This window comes from Polaribacter sp. OB-PA-B3, from assembly GCF_054589375.1.
The window spans coordinates 1-19,561 of sequence record NZ_BAAIIX010000003.1; the positions used below are offsets into that span (position 1 = coordinate 1).

At 32.2% G+C, this 19,561-nt stretch carries 13 protein-coding genes; 11 read left to right on the top strand and 2 right to left on the bottom strand.

The window, feature by feature from the left end:
* Positions 1-243 precede the first annotated feature (243 nt).
* On the bottom strand, positions 244-1,131 hold the full coding sequence (locus ACYPV9_RS07185; RefSeq protein WP_077809946.1) for a sterol desaturase family protein: 888 nt from the start codon (positions 1,129-1,131) through the stop codon (positions 244-246).
* A gap of 798 nt (positions 1,132-1,929) precedes the next feature.
* Between ACYPV9_RS07185 and ACYPV9_RS07190 the strand changes: the two genes are divergently transcribed.
* The 9 genes from ACYPV9_RS07190 to ACYPV9_RS07230 all read left to right on the top strand — a co-directional run bounded on the left by ACYPV9_RS07190 (position 1,930) and on the right by ACYPV9_RS07230 (position 16,983).
* Entirely contained in the window at positions 1,930-2,313 is a 384-nt protein-coding gene (locus ACYPV9_RS07190; protein ID WP_077809945.1) for an HU family DNA-binding protein, read from the top strand.
* Positions 2,314-2,748: 435 nt separating this feature from the next.
* Positions 2,749-5,097 carry a type I restriction-modification system subunit M gene (locus ACYPV9_RS07195; RefSeq protein WP_459742646.1) on the top strand — a complete coding sequence of 783 codons (2,349 nt, stop codon included), beginning with the start codon at positions 2,749-2,751 and terminating at the stop codon, positions 5,095-5,097.
* A complete protein-coding gene (locus ACYPV9_RS07200; RefSeq protein ID WP_459742648.1) occupies positions 5,097-6,452 on the top strand; it encodes a restriction endonuclease subunit S in 1,356 nt (451 codons plus the stop codon). The genes ACYPV9_RS07195 and ACYPV9_RS07200 overlap by 1 nt, the downstream gene beginning before the upstream one ends.
* A 12-nt stretch (positions 6,453-6,464) precedes the next feature.
* Positions 6,465-7,652: a protein NO VEIN domain-containing protein gene (locus tag ACYPV9_RS07205; protein WP_459742650.1), complete on the top strand. Its 1,188-nt coding sequence runs from the start codon at positions 6,465-6,467 to the stop codon at positions 7,650-7,652.
* Between the two features lie 3 nt (positions 7,653-7,655).
* The gene (locus ACYPV9_RS07210; RefSeq protein WP_459742652.1) at positions 7,656-9,017 is read left to right on the top strand and encodes a DUF262 domain-containing protein; all 1,362 of its coding nucleotides are present in this window, start codon (positions 7,656-7,658) and stop codon (positions 9,015-9,017) included.
* A complete protein-coding gene (locus ACYPV9_RS07215; RefSeq protein WP_459742654.1) occupies positions 9,011-10,981 on the top strand; it encodes a DUF262 domain-containing protein in 1,971 nt (656 codons plus the stop codon). The genes ACYPV9_RS07210 and ACYPV9_RS07215 overlap by 7 nt, the downstream gene beginning before the upstream one ends.
* Positions 10,974-14,033 carry a type I restriction endonuclease subunit R gene (locus ACYPV9_RS07220; protein WP_459742656.1) on the top strand — a complete coding sequence of 1,020 codons (3,060 nt, stop codon included), beginning with the start codon at positions 10,974-10,976 and terminating at the stop codon, positions 14,031-14,033. Before ACYPV9_RS07215 ends, ACYPV9_RS07220 begins: the two co-directional genes overlap by 8 nt.
* Before the next feature lie 123 nt (positions 14,034-14,156).
* Positions 14,157-16,070, top strand: coding sequence for a hypothetical protein (locus ACYPV9_RS07225; RefSeq protein WP_459742658.1), 1,914 nt, complete (start codon positions 14,157-14,159; stop codon positions 16,068-16,070).
* Between the two features lie 55 nt (positions 16,071-16,125).
* Positions 16,126-16,983: a viperin family antiviral radical SAM protein gene (locus tag ACYPV9_RS07230; RefSeq protein ID WP_459742660.1), complete on the top strand. Its 858-nt coding sequence runs from the start codon at positions 16,126-16,128 to the stop codon at positions 16,981-16,983.
* 45 nt (positions 16,984-17,028) lie between these two features.
* Here ACYPV9_RS07230 and ACYPV9_RS07235 read toward each other — a convergent pair whose 3' ends face one another.
* The gene (locus ACYPV9_RS07235; RefSeq protein WP_077809938.1) at positions 17,029-17,406 is read right to left on the bottom strand and encodes a PH domain-containing protein; all 378 of its coding nucleotides are present in this window, start codon (positions 17,404-17,406) and stop codon (positions 17,029-17,031) included.
* A gap of 176 nt (positions 17,407-17,582) precedes the next feature.
* On the opposite strand from ACYPV9_RS07235, the gene ACYPV9_RS07240 reads away from it, so the two are divergent.
* Together ACYPV9_RS07240 and ACYPV9_RS07245 are read left to right on the top strand one after the other, a co-directional pair.
* Positions 17,583-18,344 (top strand): NYN domain-containing protein, encoded by a 762-nt coding sequence (locus tag ACYPV9_RS07240; RefSeq protein ID WP_459742663.1) that lies wholly within the window; start codon positions 17,583-17,585, stop codon positions 18,342-18,344.
* Between the two features lie 148 nt (positions 18,345-18,492).
* A complete protein-coding gene (locus ACYPV9_RS07245; RefSeq protein WP_459742665.1) occupies positions 18,493-19,506 on the top strand; it encodes an LLM class flavin-dependent oxidoreductase in 1,014 nt (337 codons plus the stop codon).
* Positions 19,507-19,561 lie beyond the last annotated feature (55 nt).

Sequence of the window (19,561 nt, forward strand, 5' to 3'; positions counted from 1 at the left end):
CATGATAACATACAGCACCGACCTATTTTAAATTTTGTAAGAATTCAAATTGTAAGTAACGGCAAGCATCCAAAAAAATGGAGTGGTCTGGATGCGATAGTGGATTACAAAGTAGAATTCAAGAAATTTAAAAGTACGTCTAGATTTTTGATTCTTTTCATCAATGAAAAAGAATGAGAGAGGAGAAAGAATTCTCGATACAATTTCTTTTAATTAGAAACCACTTTAACCGATAGCAACCAACTAATCCCTTTTACTAAAAGGATACAACTCCTGTTGTACAAACCCTTTCGGAAACTGCTCGTCACCCTCAAAACCAATTTCGATGTCTCTACCAGAATGCGGTATGTAATTCGTTTTAAAAAGATAATCCCAAATGCTTAATGTAATTCCGAAGTTTACCCCTTGTTTGCGATCTTCTGGCAATACTTTTGCATGATGCCAAATGTGCATTTTTGGGTTGTTTAAAATGTACTTTAACCAGCCATAATCCCAATTGATATTGGCATGGTTTAAGTGCCCAATGGTAATATTAAAAAAATGGACAAATGCCACATCTTGTGCGGTAAAACCACCAATAATGGCTAACGGAATGTATTTTAAAGAATTGTACACTACGGGCTCCATCCAATGGTAACGCAAATGTGCTGCAAAGCCCATTTCTTTAACCGAGTGGTGTACCTTATGAAAATTCCACAGAAACTCGAAACGATGCAATAATCTGTGCGTGCACCATTGCACAAAATCAATTACAATAAAAAAGATAAAAATGCGCAAAGCAAACGGCAAGGTATTGAGTTCTAAGACCTGAAAATTGGCAATAGACAACCCTACAACGCCTAAAATATCATTAAAAATTGCGGCAGCGGCATTCGATAAAGCAATCAATACCAGTAAGTTTAATAAAAAGAAATTAAAAAACATGTAAAACGTATCTAGCCAAAAATCTTTTCGAAACAAAGACTGGTGCTTGCGCCAAGGAAAAATTGCCTCCAAACCCCAAACAAGTAAAGAAATTAGAATCAATCCGTAGAAATAATTCTCCCAATTCAGTTCTAAAAGAACCGATTGTTTGATGTAGTTCCAATAATCGGAATACGAATTTTTAAAAATTTCTAGGTACTTGTTCATGTGTTTTTTACTTCGCTATTTGTGCTTGTAAGCAATTGGTCTGTGCTCTATAAAAGACCTTACACTTTACAAGATTACTAGCTTAAGGCATCGTTTACAAAATTAAAGTTTTTAGCGCTCAGATAAAAGCTACAAGGTGTATTTATAGTGAATTTGTACTTTTTGTTAAAAACTTCAAGGGAATTGGGAATAAGTATTTCTTTCTAAATAAGAAAAAAGTTTTAGTTTTACAACTCGTTGTAATTTAGTTTTTTAGGCTGTTTTAAAAGGAAGCAAAATTTTAAAAAAGTGAATAACTTTAAAATAAAACTTTGTATTACGAATTTTTTACATCAGAAAAAGTTTTAGTTTTACACCAAGAGCATTACAACTATGTTTTTGTCAATAAGCTGTTTATAAAATTGTTTTAACAGCAGTAACAGATGTAATATCTTTACAAAAACAAAAAAGTCTAAGAAAACTGTTGTTTCTAAGACTTTTTTAAAACGGTAACACTTTAAGAAGTATTTGTGTTTTTTTCTGCACATCAAAATTACAATTCTTCTTTAAGCTTACCAAATTTATTTTATTAAAAATAAAGCAGTACAACAGACTGCAACTTGGTAAACACATGACTTAATTTTTTAGCGTACAACTCCTGTAAGTAATTGGTTTACTTATGGTTTAACTACATCAAAACGCATGTGGTTGGGCATGCTATTGCAGAGTTTTAAAAGCGTACACAAAGAGGAATCGCCTTGCAAGTGCCTCTAAAAACAAAGGTTGTAAGAAGAATTGTAATTTTAAAATATACACTAAATGTCGATAAAATTTAAGACAATAGAGAGGAAAAATCCTCAAGATAGAACATTAGACGCAAAATATTACGCAGCTGTAGTTGCCAATGGTAGCGTAGATTTTGAAACGTTAGCAGAAATGATTTCTGAACAATCGGCACTGTCGGAAAGTGATTGTTTGTCGCTGTTAAACATCTTAGAGGTAAATATTATTAGAGAGTTAAAACAAGGACGTATTGTGCGTTTGGGTAAATTAGGAAACTTTCAAATAAGTTTAAGCTCGAAAGGATTTGAAACAGAAGGAGAAGTTTCTGCAGAAGGCATTACCAATACACGCATTCTTTTTAGACCTGCGGTAAAGTTAAGAACGATGCTTAAAAACTTAAAGTTTTCTAGAACAACCTAGTACGCTTTTGTAATTACTAGGTGTAAACATCAAGTAATTTTTAAAAATCCCAATAACTACGGTTATTGGGATTTTTTTTGCCCAAAAACAACGCTCACTGCGTACGTACGCAACTTTTATCGGAGTAGGGTGGAGTAAAAGTTGCACCCTGATGCGGTAGCAATTGCACCCTGATGCAGTGAAATTTGCGTCTAAAGGCGTTTTTAATACTTTGATAACGCGCTTTTTTATAGAGAAATAGCATTTGTTTAATGGGATTAGTAGTGTAAAAACTGCTTTTGAAAGTGGTTTTTGATGCTATAATTATGCCTGTAAATTAACAAACTATTACGTAAAACCGTAACGTTGTTTCATAATAAAAAACTATTTTTAAGGCTCAAAAAAAAAGCTATTACTATCAAAGGAAACTTTGATATTAAATATATACCCAATTTTATGAATAAATCCGTACACAATAAATTAGTATCTTTTATTTGGTCTATTGCAGACGACTGCCTTAGAGATGTTTACGTTCGTGGTAAATACCGCGACGTTATTTTACCAATGATTGTTTTACGTCGTTTAGACGCACTTTTAGAACCAACAAAAGATGCTGTTTTAGAAGAATTAGCATTCCAACGAGACGAAGCGGGTTTTACCGAATGGGATGAAACAGGTTTACGTGAAGCTTCGGGTTATGTGTTTTATAACGTAAGCACCTGGACGCTTCAAAAACTAAAAGATACCGCTACCAATAGCCAACAAATATTACAAGCCAATTTTGAAGATTATCTGAACGGTTTTAGTCCTAATGTAAAGGAAATCATCGAGAAATTTAAACTACGTAGTCAAGTGCGCCATATGGCAACCAAAGATGTATTACTTGATGTTTTAGAAAAATTTACTTCGTCTTACATCAACTTAACACCTTTTGAAAAAGAAGATCCAGAAGGCAGAAAATTACCAGCACTATCTAATTTAGGAATGGGGTATGTCTTTGAAGAACTAATCAGAAAATTCAACGAAGAAAATAACGAAGAAGCAGGAGAACACTTTACACCACGTGAGGTAATCGATTTAATGACGCACATTATCTTCGACCCTATAAAAGACAATTTGCCACCAGTAATGACTATTTACGATCCTGCGTGTGGGTCTGGTGGTATGCTTACAGAGGCACAAAACTTTATTAAAGACGAAGAAGGTGCTATTAAAGCGATGGGTGACGTGTATTTGTACGGAAAAGAAATTAACGACGAAACCTACGCCATTTGTAAGTCTGATATGATGATTAAGGGTAATAATCCTGAAAACATCAGAGTAGGTTCTACCTTATCTACAGACGAGTTTGCAGGCAAATCTTTCGATTTTATGTTATCCAATCCGCCTTACGGAAAATCATGGTCTAGTGAGCAAAAATATATCAAAGATGGTAAAGACGTCATCGACCCACGTTTTCAAATCAGTTTAAAAAACTATTGGGGAGTTGAAGAAGAAGCAGATGCCATTCCACGTTCTTCGGATGGGCAATTACTATTTTTAATGGAAATGGTTTCTAAAATGAAACCTTTACACCAAAGTACTACTGGTACACGTATTGCTTCGGTACATAATGGTAGTAGTCTGTTTACAGGAGATGCAGGTGGTGGTGAAAGCAACATCCGTAGACACATTATAGAAAACGATTGGTTAGAAGCTATTGTGCAATTACCCAACAACCTGTTTTACAATACAGGCATTACCACCTATATCTGGATTTTAAGTAACAACAAAGCTGCCAACCGTAAAGGTAAAGTGCAATTGATTGATGCAGGACAATTATATAGAAAACTGCGTAAAAATTTAGGAAACAAAAACTGTGAGTTTGCACCAAAACACATTACCAAAATTGTAAACACCTATACCAACATGAGCGTTGCCGAACGTGAAGGCGAGCAAGGTATTGCTGCGCAGGTATTCGATAATGCAGATTTTGGCTATTACAAAGCCACCATAGAACGCCCAAAACGCTTAAAAGCACAATTTACCAACGAGCGTATAGAAGCCTTACGTTACGATAGAGTGTTACAAGAACCCATGCAATATGCGTTTGAAACCTTTGGAGACAGCATATATACTAATATAAAACAACATGAAGCCGAATTATTAGCATGGTGCGAAAAAAACGAGCTCAACCTATCGTCTGCCAATAAAACCAAATTGTGTAAACCAGCTACTTGGGCAAAACATTTACGCTTAGTAACCAATGCCAAAGCCTTACAAAATGTATTTGGAGATAAATTGTACACCAATTTTAATGATTTTAAAGCCGAAGTAGATGCTGAAGTAAAAGCCCAAAAGCTAGACCTTTCTGCAGCAGATAAAAAAGCCATTTTAAATGCGGTAAGTTGGTACAGTGCTGATGCCGATAAAGTCATTAAAAAAGTAGAAAAATTATCTGGTGATAAATTAGCAAAATTACTAGCGCATTTAGATTGCGAAGAAAAAGACTTAGCCGACTTTGGGTATTATGCTACGAATAAAAAAGGAGAATACACCGTTTACGAAACCGAAAGCGACCTGCGCGACACCGAAAACGTACCATTAAAAGATAACATACATAGCTACTTTTTACGCGAAGTAAAACCACATGTTAATGAAGCTTGGATAAACCTAGACGCTACCAAAATTGGTTACGAAATTAGCTTTAACAAATACTTCTACAAACATACACCATTGCGTAACATAGAAGAGGTTACTGCAGATATTTTAGAACTAGAAAAACAAAGTGATGGTTTAATTGCAGACATTTTAAACTTGGTGTAATGGTAAATGTAGAAAATAAAATACAACGCTACGATTCTTATAAAGATTCTGGTGTAGAATGGTTGGGTGAGATTCCTGAGCATTGGGAAATTACTCGTTTAGCAAATATTGGTCGATTTTCATCAAGTGGCATAGATAAATTAATTAAAAAGAATGAATCTTTAGTGAGAATTGTTAATTACACCGATGTCTATAAAAATCTTGAGCATACCATAAATTCAAAAATGAATTTTATGGAAGTTACTACACCTGAAACTAATAGAGTAAAGAATCTAGTTAATAAAGGAGATTTAATATTTCTTCCAAGTAGCGAAACTTTAGAGGATTTAGGTTTGTCTGCCTTAGTTGATGAAGAAATTGAAAATCTATCTTTTTCATATCACGTTTTAAGATTTGAGTTTACCAAAGAGGTTTCGCATAGGTTTAAAAAGTATTTTTCCAATAATCAGGCTGTACTCAATGAATTTTCAAAAAAAGGGACAGGCTCTATTAGAAAAACTTTAGGTAGAAATGATTTTAGAAATACTATCGTAATTCTTCCACCACTTCAAGAGCAAATCAAAATTGCCCAATTTTTAGACGATAAAACCAGTAAAATAGACGCTGCTATTGACATAAAAGAGCAACAAATCAACTTGCTTAAAGAACGCAAACAAATACTCATACATAAAGCCGTAACTCGTGGACTGGATGATAGTGTTGCATTGAAAGATTCTGGTGTGGAGTGGATTGGTGAGATTCCTGCGCATTGGGAGGAGATTTGTTTAAAGCATTTAGTTTTGACAATTGGTGATATTGATCATTATATGCCTGAGACTGTTGAACAAGGCTATCCTTATGTTATGACTGGAGATTTAAAAGAACTTGCAAGTGAAATAGATTTTGCTAATTGTAAAAAAGTAAGTCAAACAGATTATAAAAAACTTTCAAAAAAAATTCGCAGCACTAAAGGTGACATTATTTTAGCTAGATATGCAACTATCGGAACTTTAACTTATGTTGATATAAATGAAAATTTTCTTGTTTCATATTCTTGTGTAACTATTAAACCTAATCAAACAAAGTTATTAGGATTGTTTTTATGTAATTATTTGAAATCTGATGTATTTGAAACGGAAGCTAAATTTCAAACAAATACAAATACTCAAGGAAATGTAGGGATTGGCGATTTAAAAAATATAAAATTATTTCTACCACCACTTTCAGAACAAAAGGAAATATCGGCATATATAGAAACTGCATCGCAAAAAATAGAAACCGCTATTAGTTTAAAACAGCAAGAAATAGCCAAGTTAAAAGAGTATAAGAGTAGTTTAATAAATAGTGTGGTAACTGGTAAAGTTAGGGTGTGTTAAAAAAATAGAGCTATGAATCAACCATTAATTAAAACCTACCTACAAGCCTATAAAGACCAATTTGCACACATTAGCAACCAAGAGTTGTACAAATGGGAGGCTGTAAAGCAATTTCAAGACCATTGGGATATTGAAGCAGAAGATTTTTACGCAATGCTACAAACGTCTTTAAGTTCAACCGAAAACTTGTTAATGTCTGGAATGTATTTTCCAAAAGGCATGCTGGTAGAAACAGCAGAAGTACAGCCAGAAGCGGTTCGTGATTTGTTTAAAACGCTTTATAGCGAAGAAGAAGATTTACTATATAGAATAGAGGCTTTTAGAGCTGGAATGAAAGAGCTTATTGCTGCTAATTTTGATGTTAAAAACGATTATCAAGACCATAGAGCAGTAGTTGTCTATTTGGTATTAAAATATCCTGAGCGTTATTATCTGTATAAATTTGGGATGTTTAAAACGTTTGCATCAAAAATAAATTACACCTATACACCTGTAAAAGGTCGCATTGAAAATGTTTCACATTTTAATAATATGTGCGATATTTTAAAACCAATTATTGTTAAAGACCAAGAGCTATTAAGGTTGCACAATGCTAGGTTAACTACAGATTGTTATATAGACGAAGACTACAATATACTCACACAAGATTTTATTTATGCTGTTGCACAGCATTTAGACACCGAAACCATTTTAGAACCTGAAGTTATTACTGAAATAGCAATCAAAACTGTTGCTACATCAGGTGTACATGTAACCACAACCAACGTTAGTTTTAATGGTAGTATTACCAACCACATACAAAACAATAAAGAAAACAAACGTATTGGCGATTTAGGGGAGTTGTTTGTAATACAGCTTGAAAAAGAAAAACTTTTACAAGCCAATAAACCAAAATTAGCCAATAAAGTAGCACACCATGCCAAAGATAAAGGTGATGGTTTAGGCTACGATGTGTTGTCTTTTGACACAGAAGGTAACAAAATGTTTATTGAGGTAAAAGCAACTAAAAGTAATAAAAACACGCCTTTTTTTATTACCAGAAACGAATTAGAGCGCAGTAAACAAGAACAAGATAATTTCTTTATTTATCGTGTGTATAATTTTAATGATGCTATTTTAAAAGGTGACGTTTTAGTGTTGCAAGGTGATGCTAGTAATTTGTGTATAGAAGCGGTTAATTATAAAGTTAAAATGAGTTAATGTATGACTAAGAATCCGCCAGAAATTGAAAAAGGAATTCAACCTGTTGTAATAACAGTGGAAGATTTACTTCAAACTAATATTACTATACCAAAATATCAAAGACCTTATAAATGGTCTACAAAAAACATACATCAATTAATAGATGATATTTTAACCTTTAAAACAAAACCTGCATATAGATTGGGTACAGTAGTTTATCATCAAGACAATGATGGCGTATTAAATATTGTTGATGGACAACAACGTACGTTAACACTTATACTTATTGCTTTGGCAATAGAGAATAATGAAACGCTTTATGGAGCAACCAAGGAGGTATATTCAAGCATACCAAAATTAGATTTAGCAACTAATTTAAAGGTGTCTAATCAAATATCAAAACGAAATTTAAGAGACAATTACAGAGAAATAGCACAAAGAATTAAAGATTTTGATGTGGAAACAACTTTGTTTTTTTATCAAAGATGTCAAGTTGTTAAAGTGGTTTTAAAAGATGTTTCTGAAGCATTTCAATTTTTTGACTCTCAAAATGCACGTGGTGTAGATTTAGCACCTCATGATTTATTAAAAGCATTTCATTTGAGAGAAATGCAAAATAATGTTAGTGAGGAAAAGCAAACCAAAATTGTTGAAACTTGGGAAAATACACCACAAAAAGAATTAGAATCTATTTTTGGCTATCATTTATATAGAATTAGAAATTGGACTAACGGTAAATCGGCTCGAAAATTCACTAAAAATGATGTATCAGTTTTTAAAGGAATAAGCCCAAATGTTGAAGAGCCATATCCATTTGCTGCAATGTATAGAATTAGTCATTTTTATATTGAAGGTTATAATAAAGATTATAATAGAAATATTGATAAAAATAATATGCCTTACCCTTTTCAATTAGATCAGATTATTATAAATGGTAAACGTTTTTTTGAACTGATAAATCATTACAAAAAAATGATAGGTACTATTAAAAGTACTATAAAACCACAAGGAACAGCAAAAACAATAATTGATGCTTTAGAAGTTTATGAAGGACGTTATAGAACTGGAGATAAATATGTTTACAATCTTTTTAAATGTGCACTTATATTTTATGTAGATAAATTTGGTTTAACAGAAGTAGATAGAGCTATAGAGAAGATTTTTTTATGGGCTTATACAATAAGATTAAAACATAAAAATGTACAACTTGCCACGATGGATAATTATGCAACAGATTATCCTTTTGTATTTAAAAGAATTAGAGAAGCTTTAAAACCAAATGATTTTTTAAACATTAGAATTGATGCTATAAAAACACAAGATATTAAGGCTACAAAAGTCACTAAGCTAATAACAATCTTTGAAAAACTTGGACTATGCTAACTAAAGACAATATACCAACATTTTCAATAAAACAGCTCTTTGAAAACAGAGATATTTATAGTATTCCTATCTATCAAAGAAATTATGCTTGGGGAGAAGGACAAGTAAATCAATTGGTTCAAGATGTTTTTGATTTTGCTTTCGATTCCAATAAGAATAAAAACAACTATTACATTGGTACTTTAGTTATAAATAAAAGACAACAAGACAATAAGATATTTTACGACACTATTGATGGACAGCAAAGATTAACGACGCTCAATTTATTGATAGCAGCTTTGCACAATACTTTTAGTGATAAAATCACTGAGGTTATAGATTATAATTTGAATCTAACATTTTATAGTAGAAAAAAATCTACTGAAACATTAGAACATATTTGTAAGCAAGATTTTAATGGAAGCTATCTTTTAAATAAAGAGTACAATACTAATATTCAACAAAGATATCAAGATGTTGTAAAAACATTAAAGACTTTATTAACTGAAGAAGAAACAGTTAATGTTTTTTATAAATATCTAACAGAACAAGTTAAAGTTGTACGTGTTGCAGTTCCGGAAGAAACAGATTTAAATCATTATTTTGAAATAATGAATAATCGTGGAGAACAACTAGAAAAGCATGAAATTTTAAAAGCTAATATGCTTGAAGTTTTAAAAGATGAAGAAGATAAAGGTTTGTCCAATGCTTTTAATACTATTTGGGAAGCTTGTTCGGATATGGAAAGATATGTTCAATATGGGTTTTCTGTAGACGAAAGACACGCAATTTTTGGAGGAAATCATTGGAATGAATTTCATTGTAAGTCTTTAGAAGAAATTGCTCAACATTTAAAGTCGAATCAAGAAAATAGTAAAGAAAACAAAGTATTATCAATCAAAGAAATCACAGAATCCAATTTTGATTTTAACTTAAATAAAAACCACGATAAAGATGCGCCAGAACGTTTCAATTCTGTAGTGAATTTTCAAAATTTCTTACTTCATGTGTTAAAAATACAAACTTGCGCAGAAGATGCATCTTCTAAGTTTAAAAATATTGGAGAAGTTAGTTTAGATGACAAAAGATTACTCGATTTTTTCAAACCTTATTATAATAAAAGCAATCCTAATAGAAAACAATTTGTTGTAGATTTTGGTTATAATTTATTAAAGTTAAAACATCTTTTTGATCAATTTATTTTAAAGCGAGAATTTAAAGGAGATAAAGAAGACTGGAGTTTAAAAAGAATGAAGTGGTATAAAGATAATAGAGTTAATTATGTAAATGCTTTTGGAGATGAAGAAGAAGATAATTTTCTAAATCAAGAAATTATTATGTTGCTTTCCATGTTTCATGTTTCTACACCAACAATGGTCTATAAACATTGGTTAAATGCAGCATTATACTACTTGTTTTATAATTCGAAAATTGATGCTGAGGATTACAGAGATTATTTAAAAGAAATAGCTGAAGCCTTCTTATTTGGTAGATATCTTATGAAAGGTAATGAGTTAGTTGATTATTATGATATTATTTATAATAAAGATAAAACTGAGATTGTTAAAGATGTTTTAGATTTAGATAAATTAAATAAAGGGACTTCTGTAGAAAACTTTGTTTTCAATTACTTAGATTATATTTTATGGAGAGACCTAGAAGGATATAAGAACTTTAATTTTACATTTAAAAGTTCTATAGAGCATCATTACCCTCAAACACCACCAGACAATCATCCTATTCTAAAAGATAAATATTTACACAATTTTGGAAATTTAAGCATTATGAGTAGTTCGAAAAATTCGAGATTTACAAATAATATGCCTAAAGCAAAACAAAATAATTTTAATATCGATAAAAATTCAGATAGTATAAAAATGCAAATCATGTTTAAAATAACAGCAGAAGAAGGTTGGAGAGAAACACAAATTGAAAAACATGCTGAAAAAATGATTGATATATTAAAACAAGGACATTATGCATAGCCAAACCAACGAACAAGCTTTAGAAGCAGCCATAGAAAGAACATTAACAGGAACTTGTATAGAAGCCATTAAAAAGGATGGCTTGTCTGTAAATGCAGTTAATGAAAACACTGAGGTTTATAGAACAGGAAAAGGTTATTATATTGGTCAGCCCTCTAATTTCAATGCACAATTTGCAATAGACGAGCAGTTTTTTTGGTCTTTTTTAGAAAGTACCCAAAAAGAAGAACTAGAAAAGTTACAAAGACAAAGCGACTGGAAATTAAAAATTCTAAACCGTTATGATCGTTTGGTTAAAAAGTATGGTATTCTATATTTGCTTAAAAAGGGTTTACCAGTAGACGATGCGCATTTTACATTGTTTTATGAGTCGCCATTAGCAAGTAGCAGCCAGCAAGTAAAAGATAATTTTGCCCAAAACCGTTTTAGTGAAACCAGGCAATTGCGCTATAGTCTAGACAACCCAAGAGAAGAAATAGACATGGTATTGTTTATTAATGGCTTGCCTATTGTAACTATGGAGCTTAAAAATGCATGGACAGGGCAAAATGCCAGAGTGCATGGACAACATCAATATAAAAGCCAACGCGATACCAAACAACCCTTATTACAATTTGCACGTTGTGTGGTACACTTTGCTGTAGACACAGATGAAGCGTATATGACCACAAAGTTAAGTGGTAAAAACACCTTTTTCTTACCCTTTAACAAAGGAAATAAACATGGTAAAGGCAATCCAGAATTAGAAAAAGGAGCAATCGGTCATCGTACAAACTATTTATGGAACGAAGTATTCACCAGAGAAAGTTTGGCAAATATCATTCAGCACTTTGTGCGTTTGGATGGTAAACAAAAAGATGCGTTACAAACTAAAACTTTATTCTTTCCGAGATACCACCAAATGGATGTGGTACGTAAAATAATAGAAGATGCAAGCAAAAATGGTGTGGGTCAAACCTATTTGGTGCAGCACTCTGCAGGTTCAGGAAAATCCAATTCCATTACTTGGGCTGCCTATCAACTTATAGAAACCTATCCTGAAAACAGCAATGTACCAGGAATTACAGACGTAGAACGTCCGTTATTTGATTCGGTTATTGTAGTCACTGACAGACGTTTGTTAGACAAGCAAATACGCGATAATATTGCCAGTTTTTCAGAAGTGAAAAATATTATTGCGCCAGCATATTCCTCAAAAGAATTAAGAGACAGTTTAGAGCAAGGGAAGAAAATTATAATTACTACTATTCAGAAGTTTCCATTTATTATAGATGGTATTGCAGATTTAAGTGAGAAGCGTTTTGCGGTGATTATTGATGAGGCACACTCAAGCCAAAGTGGTTCTGCACATGACAACATGAACAGAGCGATGGGGCAGCAATTTAATCAAGAGGATGAAGTAGACGCACAAGATAAAATTGTAGCAGCAATGCAGTCACGTAAAATGCGTGGTAATGCCAGTTATATGGCTTTTACAGCAACACCCAAAGCCATTACTTTAGAAAAATTTGGAGTACAACAAGCCGATGGTAGTTTTAAACCGTTTCATTTGTACTCTATGAAACAAGCTATTGAAGAAGGTTTTATTTTAGATGTATTGGCAAATTACACGACTTTAAAAAGTTATTACGAAATAGAAAAATCTATAGAAGAGAATCCGCTATTTGATGCTGCGAAAGCACAAAAAAAATTACGTGCTTATGTAGAACAGCACCAACAGACGATTCATACGAAAGCAGAAATAATATTAGACCATTTTATTCCTAAAATAGTAAATCAGAAAAAGTTAAAAGGAAAAGCGAAAGCTATGGTAATAACGCAGAGTATTGAATCTGCGATCCGTTATTACAAAGCCCTACAAAATATTCTGAAAGACAAAGGACATCCATTTAAAATTGCGATAGCCTTTTCTGGAACTAAAGAAGTGGATGGTATAGAATATACAGAAGCAGAGATAAATGGCTTTGCAGAAAAAGATACGCGTATAAAATTTGATGAAGATGAGTATAGAATTTTAGTTGTCGCTAACAAATACCTTACAGGTTTTGACCAACCTAAATTGTGTGCCATGTATGTAGATAAAAAATTACAAGGCGTTTTAGTAGTGCAAGCCTTATCACGTTTAAACAGGGCAGCAACCAAATTAGGAAAGAAAACAGAAGATGTTTTTGTGTTAGACTTTTTTAATTCGTCCGCAGATATAAAAGCATCTTTTGACCCTTTTTACACAGCAACTTCTTTAAGTGAAGCCACAGATGTAAATGTATTACACGAGTTAAAAGACGTGTTAGATGATGTAGGTGTGTATGAATGGAGCGAAGTAGAAAACTTTAACGAGTTATTTTTTAATAAAGTAGATGCACAAGTATTGAGTCCGATTATTGAACGTGCAGCGGAACGTTTTGTACATGAACTCGAACTAGAAGACGATGATAAAGCCGATTTTAAAATTAAGGCAAAGCAATTTGTGAAGATTTACGGACAAATGGCTTCTATTATGCCTTTTGAAATTGTTGTATGGGAAAAACTGTATTGGTTTTTAAAGTTTTTAATACCTAAATTACCTGTAAATAATACAGCTGTTGATGGTTTAGACGAACTATTAGAATCTGTTGATTTATCAACTTATGGCTTAGAAAGAGTGCGATTAAACGAAGTTATAGGGTTAGATGATTCGGAAAGTATAGTAGATCCTCAAAACCCCAATCCAAGAGGAGCTCATGGGGGTGGTGAAGAGCAAGACCCATTAGATTTGATTATACAGAGTTTTAACGAGCGCTGGTTTCAAAGTTGGGAGGTTACACCCGAAGACCAACGTGTAAAGTTTGTTAGTTTAACCAAATCAATACAAGCGCATCCAGATTTTGAGTCGAAGTATTTGAATAATTCTGATGAACAAAATAAAAGTATTGCTTTTGAAAAAATAATGAATGATGTAATGGCAAAACAACGCAAACAAGAGCTTGACTTATATAGATTGTACGCTAAAGATGATGCCTTTAAAATAGCTCTTTTTGATACTATGAAGCGTATGGCTAGTGTGGGACAGTAGGTGTTTTTATAAATTAGTGATGGAATCTAAAGGGTAATAAAATAAATGCGTATATTTTTTATATATTTGCAATTGTTCATTCAAAACAATATCGTTTAAGCGATAACTTTAAATTGTTTTATAATGAACACTAATACTACTATTAAAAAAGATGCTCAAATTGCTTGGAACAATGGCAATAAAATTGAGGCGTATCGTATTGCATGGCAATTACCTATAAATGAGTTATACAACTGGCTTACTAAAAATAAAAAACGCTTATTTTTTTCAAAAGAATTTTATTCAGATTTTCTTACTTCACAAAACGCTAACTGGCTTCAAAACCCGCATTCGCATTTATTAATTGAATACTATTTCTCAAAAAAATGGTTTATAGAAACTTTTGAAAGTTTTCTATTATATAATAGACCCCAACATTATATAGATTTTGTAAAAAGCTCTTTTGGTTTTTTAAATACAGAACGATTAACCTTTTTAAATAATCTGAAAGGTATTTCAGAAGATTTAAAAGAAGAAATTGATAAATGGAACTACTTCTTTGCTCAACATAATGATTCATGGCAAGCAGTTGTTCTTTATTTTGATAATTCTAAAGAGGATGGTTTAGATTTATTATTAGCGCTAATAGTAGCCTTCGAGAGTCGTTATTATGAAATTAAAAGTGCAGAAGATATACAGTATTCTGGTGATGCTTTAAGTCTTTTAATAGCTTATATACAACACAAAAACCTAATAGATTTTTCAAAGACCCCAGAAATTGAAGTAATCAACAAAAAGTATTTTTCAATTTTAAGTAAAAATGAGCACGAAAGTTTGTTTTTATTTGGGTTAGCGTATATACAAACAAGAGAAAATATCATAAGGTATGCCTTAGAGGATGGACTTCAAATGAAGATGATGGGCTCTAGTGAATTTTCTTTTATTGAAAGTGAAAAATTTAATAAGCAATGGCATAAAGATGGTGTGCTGTATGCTAGAAATGAAGAAATTTATGATGCATATGGCAGAATCATTGCACGTAATTTAGAAGAAAGGGAAGAAATTAAATATGTGAATAACATTCATTCTGTAGAAAATAAAGAAGCTAATACTAAATTAGTGTCTATTGATATGGCATTGAGTGATTTAGGTTTATTGGATAAAGACATACCTAACAATAGACCGAAGTTAAATCACCTAACAACATTTTTAAATTTATTAGGAAAAAGTAAATTTGAGAAACAAGTAAAACCATTACTTAGTTTTAAAGTGTCAACCCCTAATATTACTTATAAACAAGCGTTTATTAATCGAATGTTAGAACTAGAAGGTATTGGTATAGAACCATTGCTAATGTCTAAACCTTCTATATTAAGTAAAATAGCAACTGGTTCAGGAAATCCTATTACTGAAAATGAAATGAATAATTTAATTAAAGATTTTTCATTTGATTGGTGTACAAAAGACTTTGACCCATTTAATATGCCTTTATCAATGTGGCAGAAACCTTTTCTTCGTTTGGGTACATTGGTAGTTTCACCGATAGGTATAATTAGTGCTTTTTCTGGTTTGTATACGATTACAGAAAGCATTTTGAAAAACTACACACCTAAAGATGGTAGAGTTATTGAACAAATATTAAAGAACTATCTAATTAGATGGGATGATGTATGGAAAGTTAATACTAATTGGCAAGAAGATAACGGAATTAAAAATGGAGATGCAGATGTTGTTTTAGAAGATAACGAATACATTGTTTTAATGCAGTTAAAACGTACTTCTCAAAAAATAAATTTAAGACAACAATTAGCTCAAGTTCCACAAGATAGAAAAGCAATTAGTCAACTTACAAAAGCACAAAACCATCTTATCAAACAAGGTGAAAAAAGAATAATAAAGTTATGGTATGTTACTACTGCGATGGAGAAAATTGGAGTCGTAGAAAATGGTGTAATTCGAGTGAATTACCAAGAAATACTGCACTTACTTAGAAGCAGTGAACTAGAAAGGAAGGATTTTTTAAATCTTAAAAATTTTATAGTAAAAATAGAACAATAGATATAGTAAGTATACATATATAGTTGGTGCTACACCTAATTTTAAACTCTATATTATGAATACTAATTTTATACCAAGTATAAATTTTCACTTGTGGGAACCTTGCAACATGCGTTGTGAATTTTGTTTTGCAACCTTTCAAGATGTAAAACAAACCATTTTGCCAAAAGGGCATTTACCAGAACAAGATGCTATAAAAGTGGTAGAGCAAATCGCTTTAGCAGGCTTTGAGAAAATAACATTTGCAGGCGGTGAACCTTTACTTTGCAAATGGTTACCCAAACTAATTAAGAAAGCAAAAGAATTAGGCCTAACTACAATGATTGTAACCAATGGCAGTAAATTAACAGAAAAGTTTTTAATAGAAAACAAACCGTATTTAGATTGGATTGCTGTAAGTATTGATAGCTTAAAGGAAGAAAACAATATTAAAATAGGTAGAGCTATTATAGGGAAAAGAACATTAAGTAAGGCGAATTATTATGATTTAATAGTTGCTATTAAAAGTCATGGTTATGGCTTAAAAATTAATACAGTGGTAAATAGTGTAAACTTTAAAGAAAATTTATCTGATTTTATTTCCTCTGCCAACCCTCAACGTTGGAAAGTATTACAAGTATTACCAATAAAAGGCCAAAATGATAATAAAATTGATGATTTTAAAATTACAGATGCAGAGTATACTTATTTTTTAAATACACATAAAAACGTTGAAACTATAGTACCAGAATCCAACACAGCTATAAAGGGTAGTTATGTAATGGTAGATCCTGCAGGTCGTTTTTTTGACAATGCGCAAGGTACACACAATTATAGTAAACCAATTTTAGAGGTTGGTGTTGCAAACGCTATGAAAACTATGCATTATAATATAGATAAGTTTGTAAAAAGAGGCGGTTTGTATAAATGGTAATCATCTAAAAAACACCTTTTGTAAGTAAAAAACGAAGCACAGTATCTACATCACTTTACTAGCCAAGTACTTTTGTACTTCGTAGACATCGATGCTTTTGTTAAACTTTTTGCTTACAGAAGGAATGTTTTCGCTCGAAATCCAAATTTTTAATTCGGCATCCAAATCAAAAGTACCCGAGGTTTCTAAAGAAAACCGAGAAATACTTTTGTAAGGCATCGATTTGTATTCTACTTTACTACCCGTTAAACCTTGCACGTCTATTAAAATTAAACGTTTGTTGGTAAACATAAACGTGTCTCTTAACAATTTAAAACCAAGTTCTATATGCTCGTTGTCTACTAACAAGCGTTGGTATTTTTCTGTTAATTTTTCAGTAGAAACCTCACTAGCATTGCCTAGTATTTTATTAAATAATCCCATTGTGTCTTTTTAGTTTTAAATATGAAAGTTACAACTTATCTTTTATAAATGTGCAGTCCAATAAACTTTCATCTTAAAATAAAAGAGAAAAGAAAACCACAAAATACAATTTAAAAGCGGTTAAGTTTTAACAGTTGTAAGAAACCCACTATCTTTATAACTATAAACAAGATATAATGGACATAAAACTAGCAGTTTTAATAGACGGAGACAACATACCCTCTGCGTATGTAAAAGAAATGATGGAAGAAATTGCCAAATACGGTAACCCAACAATTAAACGTATTTATGGTGATTGGACCAAGCCACATTTGTCTAAATGGAAAAACATGTTGTTAGAAAATGCCATTACACCCATACAGCAATATGGCTATACTACCGGTAAAAATGCCACAGATTCTGCCATGATTATCGATGCGATGGATATTTTATATTCAGAAAAAGTAGACGGTTTCTGTTTGGTGTCTAGTGATAGCGATTTTACACGTTTGGCAACCCGTTTAAGAGAAGCCGGTATGAAAGTGTACGGATTGGGAGAAAAGAAAACACCAAATCCGTTTATTGTAGCTTGTGATAAGTTTATTTATATCGAAATCTTAAAGCAAGAAAACGAAGACAATGAACAAGAAACAACAACTACAAAACCAGCTACCAAAAATAAGTACGATACCATTACCTCAAAAGAAATAAAATTTATAGCCAATACTATAGATGCTGTTGCCGATGATGATGGTTGGGCCTTTTTAGGAGATGTTGGTGGCTTGTTGCAAAAGAAACAACCCAATTTTGATTCTAGAAATTATGGGTTTCAAAAATTAACACCGTTAATTCAGTCGATACCTAACTTTGAAGTAGAACGAAGAGACACTGCAAACGGCCGCTTAAAGTTAATTTACGTAAAAATAAAAGAGCTAAAAAGTAAAGGTAAAAAACGCTAAGCTTTTAGCGTTGTAAGCCTATCAATTGTATCAATAGTTCTATTGTAAGAATTAACAGAACCTTAGTGCAAACAACTAAATTGGTTGCGTAACTTTGTGGTCCCTTAAAAAGTTTGAAACACACGTTTACATTGATTCTGATACTTTTATGAAATTTAAAAACACTTTATACTCGATACTAGATTTGGCTTTGGTATCTCAAAATAATACATTACAACAAACCTTTCGCAATATTATAGCACTAGCAAAAAGTGCCGAAAAAGCCGGGTATACCAGGTATTGGTTGGCAGAACACCATAACTCAGAACATATTGGGTCTAGTGCCACAGCAATTTTAATTGGGCACGCAGCACAGGCAACCAATACATTACGCATTGGTTCTGGCGGAATTATGTTGCCCAATCATTCGCCTTTAATAGTCGCAGAGCAATTTGGTACATTGGCTACGTTATACCCTAACAGAATCGATTTAGGTTTGGGTAGGGCACCAGGAACCGATAGGGCAACAGCAGCAGCCATTCGTTCAGATTTTATGAGTGCCGCACAAGATTTTACGAGAGAAGTAGCTAAAATTCAGCAATATTTTTCGAAAGAAAATAGTACTGCAGGCGTAAGAGCAACGGTTGCAGAAGGTGTAGATGTGCCTATTTATATTTTAGGTTCTAGTACCGATAGTGCACATTTGGCAGCAAAAAAAGGTTTGCCGTATGCATTTGCAAGTCATTTTGCAACTACCTATTTAGCAACAGCTATAAAAATTTATAGACAAGAGTTTCAGCCTTCGGATGCCTTAGATAAACCCTATGTAATGGCAGGTGTAAATGTGATTATTGCAGATACAGATGAAGAAGCCAAACGCATTGCAACCTCTTTAATACAATTAATTGTAGGCTTGCTTACCGGTAAAAGAAGTGGTGTAAAACCACCAGTTACTTTTACAGAAGAGCATCAAGAAATTTTAGAGCATCCGCAAGTACATCAAATGTTAAAGCATTCTTTTATAGGAAGCAAAGCCACAGTAAAAGCACAAGTAAAAATGTTTTTAGAAGAAACCCAAGCAGATGAATTGATTGCGGTAACCAATATTTATGATATAGAAGACCGCATTAAATCGTACCAACTGTTTGCAGAAATAATGCAAGAATTAAATGCAGTATCCTAAAGATATTATAAGTAAAAAACCCCAAACAAGTGTTTGGGGTTTTTTAGTTGAAAAA

Excerpts from the sequence above, each read along its gene's own strand:
- ACYPV9_RS07205 (WP_459742650.1), top strand. The coding sequence starts at position 6,465 with ATGAATCAACCATTAATTAAAACCTACCTACAAGCCTATAAAGACCAA.
- ACYPV9_RS07245 (WP_459742665.1), top strand. The coding sequence starts at position 18,493 with ATGAAATTTAAAAACACTTTATACTCGATACTAGATTTGGCTTTGGTA.
- ACYPV9_RS07235 (WP_077809938.1), bottom strand. The coding sequence starts at position 17,406 with ATGGGATTATTTAATAAAATACTAGGCAATGCTAGTGAGGTTTCTACT.
- ACYPV9_RS07210 (WP_459742652.1), top strand. The coding sequence starts at position 7,656 with ATGACTAAGAATCCGCCAGAAATTGAAAAAGGAATTCAACCTGTTGTA.
- ACYPV9_RS07190 (WP_077809945.1), top strand. The coding sequence starts at position 1,930 with ATGTCGATAAAATTTAAGACAATAGAGAGGAAAAATCCTCAAGATAGA.
- ACYPV9_RS07230 (WP_459742660.1), top strand. The coding sequence starts at position 16,126 with ATGAATACTAATTTTATACCAAGTATAAATTTTCACTTGTGGGAACCT.
- ACYPV9_RS07195 (WP_459742646.1), top strand. The coding sequence starts at position 2,749 with ATGAATAAATCCGTACACAATAAATTAGTATCTTTTATTTGGTCTATT.
- ACYPV9_RS07215 (WP_459742654.1), top strand. The coding sequence starts at position 9,011 with ATGCTAACTAAAGACAATATACCAACATTTTCAATAAAACAGCTCTTT.
- ACYPV9_RS07225 (WP_459742658.1), top strand. The coding sequence starts at position 14,157 with ATGAACACTAATACTACTATTAAAAAAGATGCTCAAATTGCTTGGAAC.
- ACYPV9_RS07185 (WP_077809946.1), bottom strand. The coding sequence starts at position 1,131 with ATGAACAAGTACCTAGAAATTTTTAAAAATTCGTATTCCGATTATTGG.
- ACYPV9_RS07220 (WP_459742656.1), top strand. The coding sequence starts at position 10,974 with ATGCATAGCCAAACCAACGAACAAGCTTTAGAAGCAGCCATAGAAAGA.
- ACYPV9_RS07240 (WP_459742663.1), top strand. The coding sequence starts at position 17,583 with ATGGACATAAAACTAGCAGTTTTAATAGACGGAGACAACATACCCTCT.
- ACYPV9_RS07200 (WP_459742648.1), top strand. The coding sequence starts at position 5,097 with ATGGTAAATGTAGAAAATAAAATACAACGCTACGATTCTTATAAAGAT.